At 38.0% G+C, this 19,150-nt stretch carries 17 protein-coding genes; 13 read left to right on the forward strand and 4 right to left on the reverse strand.

What is annotated here, in order from left to right:
* The first annotated feature begins 155 nt into the window (after positions 1-155).
* The 13 genes from DCE79_RS04570 to DCE79_RS04630 all read left to right on the forward strand — a co-directional run bounded on the left by DCE79_RS04570 (position 156) and on the right by DCE79_RS04630 (position 16,675).
* On the forward strand, positions 156-4,478 hold the full coding sequence (locus DCE79_RS04570) for a PolC-type DNA polymerase III (protein ID WP_108711936.1): 4,323 nt from the start codon (positions 156-158) through the stop codon (positions 4,476-4,478).
* A 220-nt stretch (positions 4,479-4,698) separates the two neighbouring features.
* Complete coding sequence (gene rimP / locus DCE79_RS04575; protein WP_108711937.1) at positions 4,699-5,184, forward strand: ribosome maturation factor RimP; 486 nt, start codon at positions 4,699-4,701, stop codon at positions 5,182-5,184.
* A gap of 11 nt (positions 5,185-5,195) precedes the next feature.
* Entirely contained in the window at positions 5,196-6,323 is a 1,128-nt protein-coding gene (nusA, locus tag DCE79_RS04580; RefSeq protein ID WP_108711938.1) for a transcription termination factor NusA, read from the forward strand.
* A gap of 39 nt (positions 6,324-6,362) precedes the next feature.
* Complete coding sequence (gene rnpM, locus DCE79_RS04585; RefSeq protein ID WP_108711939.1) at positions 6,363-6,641, forward strand: RNase P modulator RnpM; 279 nt, start codon at positions 6,363-6,365, stop codon at positions 6,639-6,641.
* Positions 6,638-6,946, forward strand: a complete 309-nt coding sequence (locus DCE79_RS04590) for a YlxQ family RNA-binding protein (RefSeq protein WP_108711940.1) — start codon at positions 6,638-6,640, stop codon at positions 6,944-6,946. The genes rnpM and DCE79_RS04590 overlap by 4 nt, the downstream gene beginning before the upstream one ends.
* A 14-nt stretch (positions 6,947-6,960) precedes the next feature.
* Positions 6,961-9,543 (forward strand): translation initiation factor IF-2, encoded by a 2,583-nt coding sequence (infB, locus tag DCE79_RS04595; protein WP_108711941.1) that lies wholly within the window; start codon positions 6,961-6,963, stop codon positions 9,541-9,543.
* Positions 9,543-9,821 carry a DUF503 domain-containing protein gene (locus tag DCE79_RS04600; RefSeq protein WP_108711942.1) on the forward strand — a complete coding sequence of 93 codons (279 nt, stop codon included), beginning with the start codon at positions 9,543-9,545 and terminating at the stop codon, positions 9,819-9,821. Before infB ends, DCE79_RS04600 begins: the two co-directional genes overlap by 1 nt.
* A 42-nt stretch (positions 9,822-9,863) precedes the next feature.
* Positions 9,864-10,208 (forward strand): 30S ribosome-binding factor RbfA, encoded by a 345-nt coding sequence (gene rbfA, locus DCE79_RS04605; RefSeq protein ID WP_108711943.1) that lies wholly within the window; start codon positions 9,864-9,866, stop codon positions 10,206-10,208.
* 300 nt (positions 10,209-10,508) lie between these two features.
* Complete coding sequence (gene truB / locus DCE79_RS04610) at positions 10,509-11,420, forward strand: tRNA pseudouridine(55) synthase TruB (protein ID WP_108711944.1); 912 nt, start codon at positions 10,509-10,511, stop codon at positions 11,418-11,420.
* A 10-nt stretch (positions 11,421-11,430) separates the two neighbouring features.
* A complete protein-coding gene (gene ribF, locus DCE79_RS04615; RefSeq protein WP_108711945.1) occupies positions 11,431-12,381 on the forward strand; it encodes a riboflavin biosynthesis protein RibF in 951 nt (316 codons plus the stop codon).
* 136 nt (positions 12,382-12,517) lie between these two features.
* Complete coding sequence (gene rpsO, locus DCE79_RS04620) at positions 12,518-12,787, forward strand: 30S ribosomal protein S15 (RefSeq protein ID WP_108711946.1); 270 nt, start codon at positions 12,518-12,520, stop codon at positions 12,785-12,787.
* A 227-nt stretch (positions 12,788-13,014) separates the two neighbouring features.
* Positions 13,015-15,126, forward strand: coding sequence for a polyribonucleotide nucleotidyltransferase (gene pnp / locus DCE79_RS04625; protein WP_108711947.1), 2,112 nt, complete (start codon positions 13,015-13,017; stop codon positions 15,124-15,126).
* A 322-nt stretch (positions 15,127-15,448) separates the two neighbouring features.
* Positions 15,449-16,675, forward strand: coding sequence for a M16 family metallopeptidase (locus DCE79_RS04630; RefSeq protein WP_108711948.1), 1,227 nt, complete (start codon positions 15,449-15,451; stop codon positions 16,673-16,675).
* Between the two features lie 38 nt (positions 16,676-16,713).
* Here the strand turns inward: DCE79_RS04630 and DCE79_RS04635 are convergent, their stop codons facing one another.
* From DCE79_RS04635 to DCE79_RS04650, 4 genes are read right to left on the reverse strand one after another with little or no spacing between them, the layout of a single operon-like run.
* Positions 16,714-17,334 (reverse strand): hypothetical protein, encoded by a 621-nt coding sequence (locus DCE79_RS04635; RefSeq protein ID WP_108711949.1) that lies wholly within the window; start codon positions 17,332-17,334, stop codon positions 16,714-16,716.
* Positions 17,331-17,927 (reverse strand): ATPase, encoded by a 597-nt coding sequence (locus tag DCE79_RS04640; protein ID WP_108711950.1) that lies wholly within the window; start codon positions 17,925-17,927, stop codon positions 17,331-17,333. Before DCE79_RS04640 ends, DCE79_RS04635 begins: the two co-directional genes overlap by 4 nt.
* The gene (locus tag DCE79_RS04645; RefSeq protein ID WP_108711951.1) at positions 17,924-18,769 is read right to left on the reverse strand and encodes an ABC transporter ATP-binding protein; all 846 of its coding nucleotides are present in this window, start codon (positions 18,767-18,769) and stop codon (positions 17,924-17,926) included. The genes DCE79_RS04640 and DCE79_RS04645 overlap by 4 nt, the downstream gene beginning before the upstream one ends.
* 2 nt (positions 18,770-18,771) lie before the next feature.
* Positions 18,772-19,143, reverse strand: coding sequence for a GntR family transcriptional regulator (locus tag DCE79_RS04650; RefSeq protein WP_108711952.1), 372 nt, complete (start codon positions 19,141-19,143; stop codon positions 18,772-18,774).
* Positions 19,144-19,150 lie beyond the last annotated feature (7 nt).

Genomic DNA, 19,150 nt, shown 5'->3' on the forward strand with positions numbered 1-19,150 from the left:
AAGAAGAGGAAAGTACAAAAACGATGTACTTTCCTTTCTTTTTCATATTGGTGGATTAGAAAGTATAAGTTTTCAAGGCAATCCACATAAGAAAAGACTGGATTTCGCGCTATTTGACGCGAAATCTGTTTTTCTAATTAGAGAGGGTGAAAAAATTGTCAAAACAGGAAGGAAGACAAAAGTTCCTACTATTATTACAGCAGCTAGAATTAACGGATGATGTCTACATGTCCTTTTTTGAAAATGGCGCTCTAGAACGCGTAACGGTTCATAAAAAGAAACGTGTATGGCATTTTAATATTACCATTGAAAATATTTTACCTTTTCAAGTGTATCAATTACTTCGTTTACGGATGGCTGAGAAATTTTCACATATTGCTAATGTTTCATTAACGGTTACTTCGAATAACCCTGTTGTAACAGAACAGCATTTGCTTGAATATTGGCAGGCAGTTATCGAACAAATGGCTGATATGTCACCGCTACTTCGTGAAAATTTAATGAAACAAACACCGAAATGGACAGGACATAAGTTGATTGTGACTTCGATGCTAGAAGTGGAATATTTATCATTAAAAGCGAAGTATACGGATAAAATTGCCGATAGTTACAAAGTATTTGGCTTCTCTCATATTCCGGTTGAATTCCAAATGGTGGAGGAGTCAGCGGAGTTTATCGCACAACAAGAAGCATTTTATCAACAGCGCAAAGAAGAGGAAGAACGTCTTTCAAAACAAGCGATGGCTGATTTTGCTATGCGTGAAAAAGAAAAAGCAGAAAATCCATCAGCTGTGCAAAGTGATGTACCATTCCAAATTGGTTCATTTATTAAAAACGCGGGGCCCGTGGAAATACGTACGGTTTTAGAAGAAGAACGCTCGATTGTTATTGAAGGCTTTATCTTCTCCTCAGAAGTAAAAGAATTGCGCAGTGGTCGTTCTCTATTGGAAATCAAAATGTCTGACTACACGGATTCATTACTCGTTAAAATGTTCTCGAATGGGGATGAAGATGTTGCGAAAATGAACCAAATTAGTAAAGGCATGTGGGTACGGGTTCGTGGTTCCATTCAAATGGATACATTCGCACGTGATTTAGTTATGATGGCGAAAGATATTAATGAAGTTAAACACGAACCACGAAAAGATACGGCTCCTGATGGTGAAAAACGTGTAGAGCTTCATTTACACACACCAATGAGTCAAATGGATGCAGTAACGCCTGTTGATAGATTAGTTGCTCAAGCTGCTAAATGGGGTCATCCAGCGATTGCTATTACCGACCATGCAGTTGCACAGTCATTCCCAGAAGCCTATTCAGCTGGGAAGAAGAATGGCATTAAAGTAATTTACGGTGTAGAAGCGAACTTAGTGGACGATGGGAAGCCCATTGTTTATGACCCACGAGAACAAGTACTAGAAGATGCAACGTATATCGTTTTCGACGTAGAAACAACGGGATTCTCGAATGTTTATGATACGATTATTGAACTTGCAGCAGTTAAAATTCATAATGGTCAAGTCATTGACACGTTTGAACGTTTCTCAAATCCACACCGTAAGTTAACGGCTAAAATTATTGAATTAACCCATATTACAGATGATATGCTTGTCACGGCTCCTGAAATTGAAGATGTCATTCGTGAGTTCCATGATTTCATTGATGATGGAATCGTCGTTGCCCACAATGCATCATTCGATTTAGGTTTCTTATATGTGGCGTATCAAAAAGCTGGAATTGATGTTCGACACCCAGGTATCGATACCGTAGAACTTTCGCGGCTAGTCAATCCAGGTCAAAAATCGCATAACTTAAAGACATTAACAAAAAAATACAATATTGATTTAACACAACATCACCGTGCAATTTATGACACGGAAGCAACGGGCGAATTATTCCTTCATTTATTAAAACAAGCAGATGATTTAGGTATCAAAAATCTGATTGAAATGAATGATCATGTTGGTGGTGAGGAAGGTTACAAGCAAGCACGTCCAAGTCACTGTACAATTTTAGCTGTTGATAATGCAGGCTTGAAAAATTTATTTAAATTAATTTCAATTTCACATACACAAACTTATTATCGTGTGCCACGTATACGTCGTTCAGATTTACAAAAGCTACGAGAAGGGTTAATTGTTGGTTCAGGATGTTCGAATGGTGAATTATTTGAAACGATGATGAACAAAACCCCCGAGGAAGCAGAACGTATTGCGCGGTTCTATGATTATTTAGAAGTAATGCCAAAACCAGTGTACTCTCCGCTTGTAGATGGGGGAACGGTGCATGATGAATGGGCATTAGAAGATATTATTCGTCGTATTGTGAAACTCGGTAAAAAGTTAAATTTACCGGTTGCTGCAACGGGGAATGTTCACTATTTACATGAAACCGATGCGAAATTCCGTCAAATTTTAGTTGGTTCGATGGGTGGAGCCAATCCGTTAAATCGTAATCCATTACCAAAAGTACATTTCCGTACGACCAATGAAATGTTGAAGGAATTTGATTTCTTAGGTCCGGATTTAGCGAAGGAAGTTGTTGTAACAAACCCGCAACTTATTGCAGACCGTATTGGCGATGTAAAACCAATTAAAGATGAGTTATACACGCCGAAAATTGAAGGTTCAGATGATGAAGTAACGAATTTAACGTATGAAATGGCACATCGCATTTACGGTGAAAACTTACCAGAAATCGTTCAAGCTCGTATTGATAAGGAATTAAAATCAATCTTAGGACATGGTTTCGGTGTAATTTATTTAATTTCAGCGAAGCTTGTAAAAAAATCATTAGCGGATGGCTACTTAGTAGGGTCACGTGGTTCGGTAGGATCGTCTCTTGTTGCCACGTTCATGGAAATTACTGAAGTAAACCCATTAGCACCACATTATATTTGCCCAAACTGTAAACATTCAGAATTTATCACGGATGGTTCTGTAGCATCAGGCTATGATTTACCAAACAAAGATTGTTCAGAATGCGGCACGGCTTATAAAAAAGATGGACATGATATTCCGTTCGAAACTTTCCTTGGGTTTAAAGGAGATAAAGTTCCCGATATCGATTTAAACTTCTCTGGTGAATATCAACCACAAGCGCATAACTATACAAAAGTATTGTTCGGTGAAGATTATGTATTCCGTGCTGGAACAATTGGAACCGTTGCTGAAAAGACTGCTTATGGTTATGTAAAAGGTTATGGTAGTGATAACGGTGTAACCTATCGAAATGCTGAAGTAGACCGACTTGTACAAGGGTGTACAGGCGTTAAGCGAACTACAGGTTCTCACCCAGGGGGAATTATTGTAGTTCCAGATTATATGGATATTTATGATTTCTCACCAGTCCAATTCCCAGCAGATGCGCAGGATTCAGAGTGGAAAACGACACACTTTGATTTCCACTCGATTCATGACAATATTTTAAAGCTCGATATACTTGGACACGATGATCCGACTGTAATTCGTATGCTGCAAGATTTATCGGGTATTGATCCGAAAACGATTCCAACAGATGACCTATTTGTTATGAAAATTTTCAGTACGCCGGAGTCTCTAGGGGTAACAGAGAAACAGATTGGTGCAAAAACAGGAACGCTCGGAATTCCAGAGTTTGGTACAAAATTCGTTCGCCAAATGCTAGAAGAAACGAAACCGACAACATTTAGTGAACTTGTACAAATTTCAGGTCTTTCTCATGGTACAGATGTATGGTTAGGCAATGCAGCAGACCTGATTAAAGATGGAACATGTGTGTTAAAAGAAGTAATCGGTTGTCGTGATGATATTATGGTGTATTTAATTTATCAAGATTTAGATCCATCATTTGCGTTTAAAATTATGGAGTCTGTACGTAAAGGGAAAGGCTTAACGGATGAAATGGAAGCAGAAATGCGCGCGAAAAAAGTTCCAGAGTGGTACATCGATTCATGTAAAAAGATTAAGTACATGTTCCCGAAAGCCCATGCAGCAGCTTATGTATTAATGGCGGTACGTATCGCTTGGTTTAAAGTACATCATCCAATCGTTTATTACGCAGCATACTTTACAGTGCGTGCATCAGACTTCGATTTAATCGCAATGACGCAAGGCTCTGTAATGATTCGCAAAAAAATTGATGAGATCAACATGAAAGGGCTAGATGCCTCTCCGAAAGAGAAAAGTTTATTAACGGTTATGGAAATTGCACTTGAAATGACAGAACGTGGTATGAATTTTAAAAAGATTGATTTATATCGTTCACATGCAAGTGAATTTGTCATTGATGGCAATAGCTTAATTCCACCGTTTGATTCGATTCCAGGATTAGGTACAAACGTTGCGAAACAAATCGTTGAAGCACGTAAAAATGGGGAGTTCCTTTCAAAAGAAGATCTGCAACAGCGCGGGCGAGTATCAAAAACTTTGATCGAATACATGGACCAACTTGGCTGCCTAGAAGGTATGCCAGATGCCAACCAACTTTCATTATTCTAATGCCTATTGAACGTAAATAGGCAAAATTTGCATTCAACTAGTGTTTATGCTATGCTGAATGTAATAATTTGTTGATAGTTCGCCAGCAAAAGAGTGGGATTTCCCGCTCTTTTCTGTTGTTTACACCACTATTTATACAAATTTTTCAATGGAAAACTCGTCTTTTGTATAGGGAGACATTGCTGTTGAACGGTTCGTACAAAGACGCAAGGAGGATACGATGAACAAAGTAACGTCGATCATTGAAGAGCTAGTGACACCGATCGTTGAAGAACTTGAGTTAGAATTAGTTGATATCGAGTTCGTAAAAGAAGGACGCGACTGGTTCCTTCGTATTTATGTTGACACACCGTCTGGCGGCATTGATATTTTACAATGTGCGCAAGTAAGTGAAATGTTGAGCGAGAAGTTGGATGAGAATGATCCAATCGAGCAAAACTATTATTTAGAGGTTTCTTCTCCAGGTGCTGAACGTCCTCTTAAAAAACAACAGGACTTTGAAAAGGCAATGGGCAAATATATTTATGTGAAAACTTATGAACCAGTAAAAGATTTAAAAGAATTCTATGGATATTTACGCGCATATACTGAAACAGAATTAGAAATTGAAATCCGCATTAAAACACGTAAACTAACAGTACAAATTCAGAAAGAAAAAATTGCGCAAGCACGTCTTGCCATCGATTTTTCAGATAAGCAAATTTAGGAGTGAAAAAAATGAGTAGTGAATTACTAGATGCCCTAACTGCCCTTGAGGAGCAGAAAGGTATTTCAAGAGATGTATTAATTGAGGCAATTGAGGCGGCTTTAGTGACGGCATACAAACGTAACTACAACCAGGCACAAAACGTTCGTGTAGATATCAACCTAGGTACAGGTTCAATGGTTGTCTACTCTCGTAAAGATGTTGTAGAAGAAGCAGAAGATGAGCGTTTAGAAATCTCATTAGAAGACGCGAAATATATTAATGAAGCTTATGAAATTGGGGACATCGTTGAGGAAGAAGTTACTCCTCGTAATTTCGGACGTATCGCAGCACAAACTGCAAAACAAGTTGTGACGCAACGTGTACGTGAAGCAGAGCGTGGCCTAATTTATGCTGAATATGTAGATCGTGAAGACGATATTGTTTCAGGATTAATCGAACGCCAAGATGCACGTAATATTTACGTGAGTATCGGTAAAGTGGAAGCTGCATTACCTGTAAACGAGCAAATGCAAGGCGAAGTTTACAAACCACAATCTCGTATTCGTGTTTACATTACAAAAGTTGAACGCACTACGCGTGGTCCACAAGTAATCGTATCTCGTACACATCCAGGATTACTACGTCGTCTATTCGAGATGGAAGTACCAGAAATTTTCGATGGCACTGTTGAGATTAAATCAATCGCACGTGAAGCGGGAGATCGTTCAAAAATTTCAGTTTATGCACATAACGAAGAAGTAGATCCAGTAGGTTCATGTGTTGGTGCTAAAGGCGCGCGTGTTCAAACAATTGTAAACGAATTAAACGGTGAAAAAATTGATATCGTTGAATGGTCAGAAGATCCAGTTGTATTCGTAGCAAATGCACTTAGCCCATCAAAAGTATTAGATGTTCAAGTAAATGAAGAAGAAAAATCAACGACAGTCGTAGTACCAGATTATCAATTATCATTAGCAATTGGTAAACGTGGTCAAAATGCACGTTTAGCAGCAAAATTAACTGGCTGGAAAATCGACATTAAGTCGGAAACAGATGCTCGTGAATTAGGAATTTATCCTTCTGAAACAAGCACATTTGTTCCTCGTGAAGAGTCAGAAGCAGTTGCAATTGATTTATATGGTGACGACGAAGAGTAAATCATCATTTGGAATAGTTTTGCAAGGAGGGTGAGCAAAATGGTTGTAAGTAAAAAAATTCCTTTACGAAAATGCGTTGCAACGGGTGAAATGTTACCAAAAAAATCAATGATTCGTGTCGTTCGTTCAAAGGAAGGCGAAGTGAGCGTTGATATAACAGGTAAAAAATCTGGTCGTGGGGCTTATGTTTCCAAATCTGAGCAGGCTGTTGAAAATGCGCGTAAAAAGAATATTTTAGATCGCCAACTTGATGCAAAAGTGCCGGATGAGGTATATGAAGAGTTACTAACTCTTATCCGCAGGGAGTCGATTCTATGACCAATCCTGCATTGCTACAGCTATTGGGTTTAGCGGCACGTGCACGAAAAACAATCTCTGGAGAAGAACTAGTTATTAAAGAAATCCGTAATGGAAAAGCAAAGTTAGTATTGCTTTCATCGGACGCCTCTAAAAATACTAGTAAAAAGATTCAAGATAAATGTACGTATTACAACGTTGAGTATCGTGTTTTTGGAGATCGATATGATCTTGGACATGCTACCGGGAAGGAAGCCCGTGTAGCGATTGCTATTATTGATAGCGGATTTGCTAAAAAAATGTCTAGTCTACTCAACGAAAATTAGTCGGGGGTGAGCAGATGAGCAAAGTAAGAGTTCATGAATATGCGAAAAAGGTAAATAAAACAAGTAAGGAAGTTATTGAACAGTTAGCAAAAATTGATTTGCCTGTGAAAAATCATATGGCGGTTATTGATGAGCAAGCTGTTTCAAAACTTGATTCTGTCTTTAAGCAAGCAACAGAGCCAACGCAAGCAGCAAAAAAACCTCCTGTAAAATCACCTGTAAAAACTGCCAACGTAACTCAAAAAAAAGAGCAGTCTACAGTCAAGCAACAAGATCAAAAACAGGAGCGTCAACAATCTGCTTCAATTAATCAGCAACCGAGAAAGACAAATAATGCCTCAGGGCAATCGCAATCGCAGCAAGGCGAAAAACATAAGAATGAAAAAGGTAACCAAAATCAAAATATGACTCAAAATACTAATAACAACCGCAACGGCGGCAATACTCCAAGTAATAACAGCAATAACAGCAGTAAAGGTGGCAATACACCAAATAGCAATAACAGAAATAGTAGCACACCAAATAGCAATAACAGAAATAGTAGCACACCAAATAGCAATAACAGAAGTAGTAGCACACCAAATAGCAATAACAGAAGTAGTAGCACACCAAATAGCAATAACAGAAGTAGTAGCACACCAAATAGCAATAACAGAAGTAGTAACACACCAAATAGCAACAACAGAGGTGGTAACACACCAAATAGTAACAACAGAGGCGGCAACTCACAAAATAACAAGGGCGGATACCAACAACGTCGTAAACCAGGTATTAATGGTGGTAAACGTCGTACGCACCGTCCAGCACCACAACCAATGGTACAAAAAGAATTACCTGAAAAAATTACTTTCTATGAAAGTTTATCAGTTGCAGAACTTGCGAAGAAATTATACCGTGAGCCATCTGAAATCATCAAAAAATTATTCATGCTTGGTGTAATGGCAACAATTAACCAAGAGCTTGATAAGGATGCAATTGAATTAATTTGTGCAGACTATGGTGTAGAAGTAGAAGAAGAAATTCGTATCGACAAAACAGATTTAGATACGTACTTCGATGAGTCAATCGTAGAAGTGGATGAAGATGCTTTAGAAGAACGTCCACCAGTTGTAACAATCATGGGTCACGTTGACCACGGTAAAACAACATTACTTGATTCAATTCGTAATACAAAAGTAACTGCTGGCGAAGCAGGTGGTATCACACAACATATCGGTGCTTACCAAGTTAATGAAAATGGCAAAAAAATTACGTTCTTAGATACTCCTGGACACGCAGCATTCACAACTATGCGTGCGCGCGGTGCATCTATCACAGATATCGCAATTATCGTAGTTGCAGCTGATGATGGTGTAATGCCTCAAACAATAGAAGCAATCAACCACGCGAAAGCAGCAGAAGTACCGATTATTGTAGCTGTTAACAAAATGGATAAACCTGCAGCAAATGCTGACCGCGTTCAGCAAGAATTAACAGAGCATGGTTTAGTACCAGAAGCATGGGGTGGAGATACAATCTTCGTTCCAATTTCAGCACTTAAAGGTGACGGAATTGATGAATTATTAGAAATGATTCTTTTAACTGCAGAAGTAGGCGAATTAAAAGCCAATCCAACTCGTGCTGCAATCGGTTCAGTAATCGAAGCACAACTTGATAAAGGCCGCGGTGCCGTTGCAACATTATTAGTTCAAGATGGTTCATTACGTGTTGGTGATCCAATCGTAGTTGGTCACGCATACGGTCGTGTACGTGCAATGGTAAACGATTTAGGTCGTCGCATTAAAATTGCAGGTCCATCGACGCCAGTAGAAATTACAGGTTTAAATGAAGTACCACAAGCGGGTGACCGTTTCGTAGTATTCCAAGATGAGAAAACAGCTCGTCAAGTTGGTGAGTCTCGTTCAATGACAGCAATTCAAGCCCAACGTTCTGAAAAACAACGTGTAACACTTGATAACTTATTCGAACAAATGAGCCAAGGTGAAGTAAAAGAATTAAACTTAATCGTAAAAGCTGACGTACAAGGTACTGTGGAAGCAATGGCTTCATCATTAATGAAAATTGATGTAGAAGGCGTTAATGTAAAAATCATCCACACAGGTGCTGGAGCAATTACTGAATCGGATATCTCCCTTGCAGCAGCTTCAAATGCCATCGTAATCGGCTTCAACGTTCGTCCAGATACAAATGCGAAACGTGCAGCAGATGAAGAAGGCGTAGATATTCGTTTACACCGTATCATCTACAAAGTAATTGAAGAAATCGAATCAGCGATGAAAGGGATGCTTGATCCAGAATTCGAAGAAAAAATTGTTGGTCAAGCGGAAGTTCGTCAAACAATTAAAGTATCTAAAGTTGGTACAATTGCAGGTTCTTACGTAATCGAAGGGAAAATCGTTCGTGATGCAGGCGTACGTATTATCCGCGAAAACGTTGTTATTTTCGAAGGCGAGTTAGACTCATTAAAACGCTTCAAAGATGATGCAAAAGAAGTAGCAAAAGGTTATGAATGTGGTATTACAATTAAAAATTACAACGACGTTCAAGAAGGCGACATTATTGAAGCCTACGTAATGGAAGAAATCGTTCGTAAATAATGATTGTATACGCAGAAATTGAATTTATGATTCAGACTGCCCATTCATTAAAGGAAAAGCGTGCTGTTCTTCAACGAATGGTGACGCGAACAAAACAAAAATTCAATGTATCTGTTGCGGAAATTGATCATCAAAATGTTTGGCAACGTACAAAAATAGCACTTGTTTCGGTTGCTTCTTCTACAGAAGCGGCTGAACGTGAGCTTATGCATGCCGTGCACTTTTTGCAGTCAAATCCACAGTGGGAGCAGCTGGAATTTTATCGAGAATATTTATAACAGCCCTATGAGGCAAGTTGGTAGTAAAATGAGGTGACTTTTATGTCTCTACGTTCAAATCGTGTTGCAGAGCAAATGAAAAAAGAGATTACGGATATTATTGCACGCAAACTTAAAGACCCTGCTGTTGGTTTCATTACAGTAACGGAAGTAGCAGTAACAGGAGATCTTCAACAAGCGACAGTATATATTACATCTCTAGGTAATGAACGTGAGCGCAAGGAATCGTTAAAAGCTTTAGAAAAAGCTTCAGGATTCATGCGTTCAGAAATCGGTTCACGCATTCGTTTACGCCGTACACCAGAATTACTTTTCGAATTCGATACAGCTATCGAATACGGAAATAAAATTGATGCATTACTTCGTGGCTTAAACGAAGACAAATAGTTTTCACACAGAGACCTTCTCTCGTGAAGTACTAAAAAATGGAAGGCAGGAATGTTGTGTAAACAATATTTCTGTCTTTTTGTTTGCCTATTAAAAAAGAAGAAAATGCATCTTTGACAACAATACATTTAATAAAAATAGTCGATTGGAATGGAGGGGAGGCGACTCCTACGGGAACAGCGCGAGCGGAAAATCAACTTATTTCAGAAGTTCTTCCGAAATAAGTTAGTTGAAGCCGTGCCCGCGGAAAGCGTCCGACCCATAATAGAAATCGACATCCAGTGAGAGAGGGGCAACACTATGAACGGTATTCTTCCATTATGGAAAGAGCGTGGAATGACGAGTCATGACTGCGTGTTTAAGTTACGAAAGATTTTAAAAACGAAAAAGGTTGGCCATACAGGGACCCTTGATCCAGGTGTAGAAGGCGTATTACCAATTTGTATCGGACAAGCGACTCGTATCGCTGAATATTTAACTGATGCAGGGAAAACATATGAGGCGGTTGTGTCAATCGGTCGTACCACAGCGACAGAAGATGCAGAAGGCGAAACAGTTGAAGAAAATACGGATTACAAATCATTCTCGCGTGAAGAAATCCAACAAGCACTTATTTCTTTAACTGGTGAAATTGAGCAAACACCACCCATGTTTTCAGCCGTTAAAGTAAACGGTAAAAAGCTATACGAATATGCACGTGCAGGTCAAACGGTAGAACGTCCAACACGTAAAATCACAATTTATGAGCTAGAGCTTTTAGATGACGCAGAAACGTTTGAAGGTGAAACAGTAACGTTTTCTATTCGAATTAAATGTTCAAAAGGTACATATATTCGTACATTAGCTGTGCAAATTGGGGAAGCCCTAGGATACCCAGCACATATGCATGAATTAGTACGTACAGCTTCAGGAACATTTACAAAAGAAAATTGTTTTACATTAGCTGAAATTGCGGAATTAATGGACAAAGGCGAGCAAGAGAAGTTTTTATTGCCAGTTGAGTATGCCCTATCAAATTATCCGTATGTTGAAATTACGCCAGATGTTGAAAAGCAAATTTTCAATGGACAAGTACTACCAATGCATGCATTATTAAAAGAACATGATAAAATGGTGTATGGTGTAGACGGGCGAGCATTTGCGGTATATATCGCACATCCGATAAAGATTGGGCAAATGAAGCCTGATAAAATGTTTCCCGAACTAGATTAGGAGGCAAATTATGAACGTTATTCATTTAAAATATCCGCATCAATTAGCGCAAGAAACAAATAAACTGGCCTTTTCATTAGCAGTTGGTTTTTTTGATGGTGTACATAAAGGACATCAAGCGGTCATTAATTCTGCTAAAGAAAAAGCACAGCAATTAGGTGTTCAAAGTGCAGTGATGACGTTTGATCCACATCCTTCAATTGTTTTAGGCAGACGTAATGAAAAAGTTTTTTATATTACACCGCTTACACAAAAGTTAGATACACTTAAAAAATTAAATGTCGATACAGTTTTTGTTGTTAATTTCACATCGGATTTTGCAAAGCTAACACCAGAGGAATTCATCAAACATTTCATCTTAGATTTAAATGTGAAGCATGTAACAGCTGGCTTTGATTTTTCATTTGGGGCATTTGGCAAGGGGAATATGGAAACGATGAAACAGCTATCTAATGGACAATTTGGTGTGACAATTGTTGAAAAGCAAGCCGATACGGAAGAAAAGATTAGTTCAACTCGTATTCGAAACTATTTACAAGACGGTCAAATGGAGCAAGTGCGCACATTGTTAGGACGTGCTTTTGAAGTGCCAGGTATTGTCGTACATGGTGATAAGCGAGGACGTACAATGGGCTTCCCTACAGCAAATGTTCAAGCAATGGGAGGATGCTATATACCAGCAACAGGTGTGTATGCTGTCAAAATTTTAGTACAAAATGAATGGTATAACGGGGTTTGTAATGTAGGCTATAAACCAACATTTAAAAATCCAGATGAAAAGCAACTATCGATTGAGGTTCATATTTTAAACTTCGATAAAAATATATACGGTGAAGAAGTTGTAGTCGGTTGGTACAAACGAATCCGTAGTGAACGTAAATTTGATGGAATAAATGCACTGATCGAACAAATTGAACTAGATAAGCAAGAAGCTATCGAATATTTTAACCAGCTATCGTAATAGTTGCGGATTTGTGCCTTTCTATGGTAGTATTTATAAGTACGAAAATCTCGTATGATCCATAGCTCGGCTTTCCGCGACTCCAGCGTTTGCTGTGCTATCGGGGATATTAATTATTATTAGGAGGTCATTTCAAATGGCAATTACACAAGAACGCAAAAACGAAATCATCGCTGAGTACCGCACTCACGAAAGCGACACTGGTTCTCCAGAAGTACAAATCGCTGTATTAACTGCAGAAATCAACGCTTTAAATGCTCACTTAGCTACACACAAAAAGGATTTCCACTCTCAACGTGGTCTTCTTAAAATGGTAGGTAAACGTCGTCACTTATTAAAATATTTACGTGAAAACGATGTTGCACGTTACCGTACATTAATCAACAAACTTGGATTACGTCGTTAATCTGACAATAAAAAGCGGGATTTATCCCGCTTTTTATTATTGTTTAGAGAACAAAAAGAGCGAATCCACTATTAATTATTATGCACAATGATGTGCTCCTAATTTTAAATTTGCAAAACATGAATATTTTATTGAAAAAATTTAGCATAGATATAGCTTTTTTGATACACTAACTATGGTACATAAAAAGTTACGTAGAGTGTTTCAATAAGAAAGGGGTTCATTTAATGAACGAAAAAAAAGTCTTTTCGTATGAATGGGCTGGCCGTCCACTTGTAGTAGAAGTAGGACAGTTAGCAAAACAAGCAAACGGTGCTGCAATGGTTCGTTACGGCGAAACAGCAGTATTAGCGACAGCAACAATGTCAAAATCACCAAAACCATTAGATTTCTTCCCATTAACAGTTAACTACGAAGAACGTCTATATGCAGCAGGTAAAATTCCAGGAGGCTTCATTAAACGTGAAGGCCGTCCTTCAGAAACAGCGGTATTAACATCTCGTTTAATCGACCGTCCAATTCGCCCAATGTTCCCAGATGGCTTCCGTAACGAAGTACAATCAATCTTAATGGTTATGTCAAATGATCAAGATTGCCCATCTGATGTAGCAGCGATGTTCGGTTCTTCATTATCGTTAGCCATTTCAGACATTCCATTCGATGGACCGATTGCTGGTGTTCATATTGGATATATCAACGGTGAATTCGTTGTTAACCCAACACTTGAACAATCTGCAAAATCAACAGTACACCTAACAGTTGCTGGTAATAAAGATGCTGTCAACATGGTAGAAGCAGGTGCTTTAGAAGTACCTGAAGAAATCATGCTTGAAGCGATCATGTTCGGTCACGAAGAAATTAAAAAATTAATCGCCTTCCAAGAACAAATTATTGCGGAAGTCGGAAAAGAAAAAGTAGAAGTTGTACTGTATGAATTAGATGCAGAATTAACAGCTGCTATTAAAAAAGCTTGTGAAGTAGACATGAACGCAGCTATCCAAACAGTGGACAAGCAAGAGCGTGAAGAAAACATTACAGCTGTAAAAAATCGCATTATTGAATCTTATGAGGCCGAAGAAGCTAACGAAGAAACAATGAAGCAAGTAAAATCAATTTTAGACAAAATGGTGAAAGACGAAGTTCGTCGCTTAATCACTGAAGATAAAATCCGTCCAGATGGTCGTAAACAAGACGAAATTCGTCCGTTATCATCTGAGGTTGATTTATTACCACGTGCACATGGATCAGCAATGTTCACACGTGGACAAACGCAAGCACTTTCAATTTGTACACTAGGCGCATTAGGCGACGTTCAAATTATCGATGGTCTTGGTGTTGAAGAGTCAAAACGCTTCATGCACCATTATAACTTCCCAGCATTCTCAGTTGGGGAAACAGGTCGTTATGGCTCTCCAGGTCGTCGTGAAATCGGTCACGGTGCTTTAGGTGAGCGTGCTATTTCAGCAGTACTTCCTTCAGAAGAAGAATTCCCATATGCAATTCGTTGTGTAGCAGAAGTATTAGAATCAAATGGTTCTACTTCTCAAGCATCAATTTGTGCATCTATTATGTCATTAATGGCTGCAGGTGTTCCATTAAAAGCTCCAGTTGCAGGTATTGCAATGGGTCTTGTTAAAAAAGACGAACACTATACAGTATTAACAGATATACAAGGTATGGAAGATCACCTTGGCGATATGGACTTTAAAGTTGCTGGTACAGCTAAAGGTGTAACAGCACTTCAAATGGATATTAAAATCGATGGATTATCTCGCAACATTTTAGAGGAAGCTCTAACACAAGCGAAAATCGGTCGTATGCAAATTTTAGAACATATGATGACAACTATTTCTGAACCTCGTACTTCATTATCGAAACACGCGCCAAAAATCGTGTCAATTAAAATCAATCCTGACAAAATCCGCGATGTTATCGGACCAGGTGGTAAAGTGATTAACAAAATCATCGACGAAACTGGCGTTAAAATTGATACAGAACAAGACGGTACAATCTATATCGCTTCAGCTGATGAAGGTATGATTAACCGCGCGAAAGAAATGATCGAATCAATCGTACGTGAAGCAAAAGTAGGCGAGTACTACATGTCTACTGTAAAACGTATTGAAAAATTCGGTGCGTTCTGTGAAATCTTCCCAGGTAAAGATGGTTTATTACACATTTCTGAAATCCAAGAAGAGCGTACAAAAGAAGTTGAAGACGTTCTAAAACTTGGCGATCAATTACTAGTGAAATGTATCGAAATCGACAAACAAGGTCGAGTAAACTTATCACGTAAAGTAGTAATCCAAGAAGAAAAAGAACGAGCAGAGCAAAAATAATAATAGGCGTTTAGCCTATTATTATTTTCTGCACCGAAAGCAAAGCGACAGGTGCAAAAGGTTTTCTGCACCGAAAGCAAAGCGACAGGTGCAAAAGAATGTTTTCTGTACCGAAAGCAAAGCGACAGGTGCAAAAGAATGTTTTCTGCACCGAAAGCAAAGCGACAGGTGCAAAAGGTTTTCTGCACCGAAAGCAAAGCGACATGTGCAAAAGAGGTTTTCTGCACCGAAAGCAATAGATAAGATAGTTTTAAAGAGGGGCTGTACAACACTGTACAGTCTCTTTTTAATAGATGAAACGTTAAAAGGATGGGAGCAAATTATGGTACAAGTAATTACAGCGAAAAATGGAGTGCGAATTGTTGCAGAACAAATGCCTCATGTTCGCTCTTTATCGGTAGGGGTATGGGTGAATGCAGGTTCGCGCTATGAGACACCAGAAGAAAACGGCATCACACATTTTATTGAACATATGCTTTTTAAAGGCACAAAAAATCGTACGGCTCGACAAATTGCAGAACAATTTGATCGTATCGGTGGGGAAATCAATGCCTTTACCTCAAAGGAAAATACATGCTATTTTGCAAAAGTATTAGACCATCACGGTGAAATTGCGATTACGATTTTGGCAGATATGTTTTTCAATTCACTCTTTAGTCAAGAGGATATTGAGCGTGAACGTCAAGTGGTTTTAGAAGAAATTTATATGAGTGAAGATGATCCAGCTGATGATGTGCATGAAAAATTATGGGCTGTAATGTATCCAAATGATGCATTAGGACGTCCGATTTTAGGAACAGCAGAAACACTTGAGACATTTGATGAAGCTATGATTCGTACGTATATGGCGAAGCATTATGGGCCAAAAAATGTGGTTATTTCAATTGCGGGTAATATTGAAGAAGGCTTACTTGAAAAAATAGAAGCATTATTTGGTACATATGAAGCAAGTAGCAAATCCATAGTTTCAAAGCCATCGTATCCTGAATTTACTGCTGGTGAAGTTGAAAAAACACGTGATACAGAGCAAGCACATATTGCGATTTCATTCCCGGCTATTAATGTGAAGGATCCTCAAATGTATAGCTTTGTTGCATTAAATAATATTATTGGTGGCAATATGAGCTCACGACTTTTCCAAGATGTACGTGAAGATCGTGGCTTAGCTTACTCAGTATTTAGTTTTCAATCAAGCTTTGAGGATGTTGGGGCATTTACAATTGCTGCATCCGCATCGAAACAAAATTTAGATGCACTTAAACAGCAAATGGACCAAACCTTATTTGATGTTGTGGCAGGTGGAGTAACGGAAGAAGAGCTTGAAAATGCTAAAGAGCAATTAAAGGGCAGCTTTGTGTTAGGACTTGAAGGTACAGAGGACTATATGAACCGTAATGGTGTGAACGAGCTGATTCATCAAAATCATCGCACGGTTGATGAAGTATTAGCTAAAATTGACGCCATTTCAATGGATTCAATGGATGATTTGATAACGAAGATTTTATTAAACGAACCGGCAATCGCTATTATTGGCCCAGAGAATGAATAAATGAGGAGGACAGCGCAAAAATATATGCGCTGTCCTTTTTAAAATTCTGCGTTTTCATAGTGAATTATTGATTTTTTGTAAAAATGATAAAAAATAATTAAGCTAACAATCGGCATAATAAAGCAGCCAATCAGGGGTAGTCCCATTATTGAAAAAATAAGTACAACAATGAGATGCGGGATAACTAAAGCGATTAAATAGAACATGATTGTACCAAAAGAAAAGCTTTTTGTTTTTTCACTAGGATTCGTAAAAAACTTTGTCATGGTTGCCCCGATTGCGGCAACTGCAGCAGCGAACATACCGAAATTAAAACAAAAATTAAAGAACTCTATTTGATCCGTTACATATAAATAAAGTTCTCGGCCTATAAGAGGTATCGAGACGAAAATTTCGATTAATATCCCGAAAATAAACACGCTTTTTATAAAATCTTTAACCGAAATCGGCATAATTCGAAAGGTTTGAATGAAATTATTTTCTAATAAAAAGCTCGTTGCTAATATGGGAGCCAAAAGAAAAAAATAAATAGAAATGGAACCAACTTTTATTTCACCATTTAGTAACCAGCTAAGGATAAAAACAAAAATAATTGTACAGACAATTACATATAATAATTTTCTTGATAAATAAAAGTAGTTTTTAATTAAAGCAGTCATGAAATATCTCTCCTTCCCTCATAAGTGAATGTAAGAATGGTTGCTATAATGAATAGCACTACAGATAAAGTTAAGAATAATAGGCAATGATACAAGGTTAGGCTTTTAATCGATGGAATCAAAATTGCGAAAAGGATTGGGAAAGCCAATATAGATAAATTAATATACTGTCTAAAATTAAAAGAACGTACAAAGAAAAATAGCGATGTAATGAAAAAACAAATAACCGCACTAAATATTAATTGTTTAATGGATGGTAACACAAGCGTTTGATGATAAAGAGAAGAGAGTAAAGTACTGATTGCTAAACTGTATAAGTAGTAGCCTAAAATGATACGACCAATAAATAGCAAATCAACCATGAAAAAAGTTTTGTTGGAAATTGGAAACAGGCTGGTCATTAGAATTTCCTTTTCACGTTTATCAAAATAAATGGCACAAATGGAGGTGACACAAAGAGTTAAGATAAAATAGACCGCTATTTCTACACCATCGAATAATAAAATACATCCAAACAATGTATAAACAAGAGGTGCTACATAGATCCAAGCGCTAACCTCCTGTGAATAATAGCGTAAAAGGGGATTCTTCATGCTTTACGCCCCTTAACGAAAAATAGCATGATGTCATCAATCGTTGGCTTTTGTAGTTCAATAACTGGATTTAAAAACTCACGTAGGATTAAATACTCCACACCAAATGCATAATCACGCTTCCCGATAATCGCTTGATTTGGAATGACTTCTGCCTCTTCCATTGAACCTTTCCAAATACCATAACCATAAAGTAGATCATCTTTATTTTCGCTAAATAGAATTTCCCCTTCATGAATAAATGTAATGGTATCCGCAATTTTCTCTAAATCACTCGTAATATGCGAAGAAAGCAAAATTGCATGCTCTTCTTGTTCCATAAACTGTTGCAATATGCCTAATACTTCATCGCGAACAATTGGATCAAGTCCACTCGTAGGTTCATCGAGCAACAATAATTTCGGACGATGAGCTAATGCTAAGCTTAAGGCAAGTTTTGTCTTTTCTCCTTTAGACATTGTTTTGATTTTGTCGTACTTCGGTACACAAAGCTTATCGAGTAACTGATTAAAATAGGAACGATCCCAAGATGAATACACATTTCCGTATAATACATCAAGTTCTCTAGGCGAAAAGTTTTCAGGAATATGTAATTCATCAAAAACAACGCCAATTTGTGATTTTAATTCGACTTCGTGCGCAACATGTTCTTTTCCGAAAATCAAAATATCGCCATCAATCTTTTTTAATAAATTTAGAATCAATTTCATCGTTGTCGTTTTACCTGCACCATTTTGACCGATAAATCCCGCAATTGTCCCGTATTCCACATTAAATGAAATATTATTTAAACGAAATTTCTTCATTTGCTTTGAAACATTTTTTACTTCAATCGCATACATAATCATTCCTCCAATAACAATTCAACTAATTCAATCAGTTCTTCACGTCCAACATTTGCTGTTCTAGCAATAGTTACAACCTTTGTTAAATGCACCTCTATTTGACGAATGAGCTCTTCTCTTAAAAAGTCTTGATTGCGCTCTGCGACGAAGCTTCCTTTACCAGCGACTGTTTCGATAAAGCCGTCTCGCTCTAAGTCGGCATAGGCACGCTTTGTCGTCATGACGCTAATTTTTAATTCTCTAGCGAGTGCGCGGATTGAAGGAAGTGCCTCACCAGTCACGAGCTTACCTGAAAGAATCGCTTGTTTTAATTGATCAGTAATTTGTTCGTAAATAGGTTTGTCACTTACATTGCTTAATTTAATGATCACTAGCTAT

This window comes from Lysinibacillus sp. 2017 (genome assembly GCF_003073375.1).
GTDB lineage: Bacteria > Bacillota > Bacilli > Bacillales_A > Planococcaceae > Solibacillus.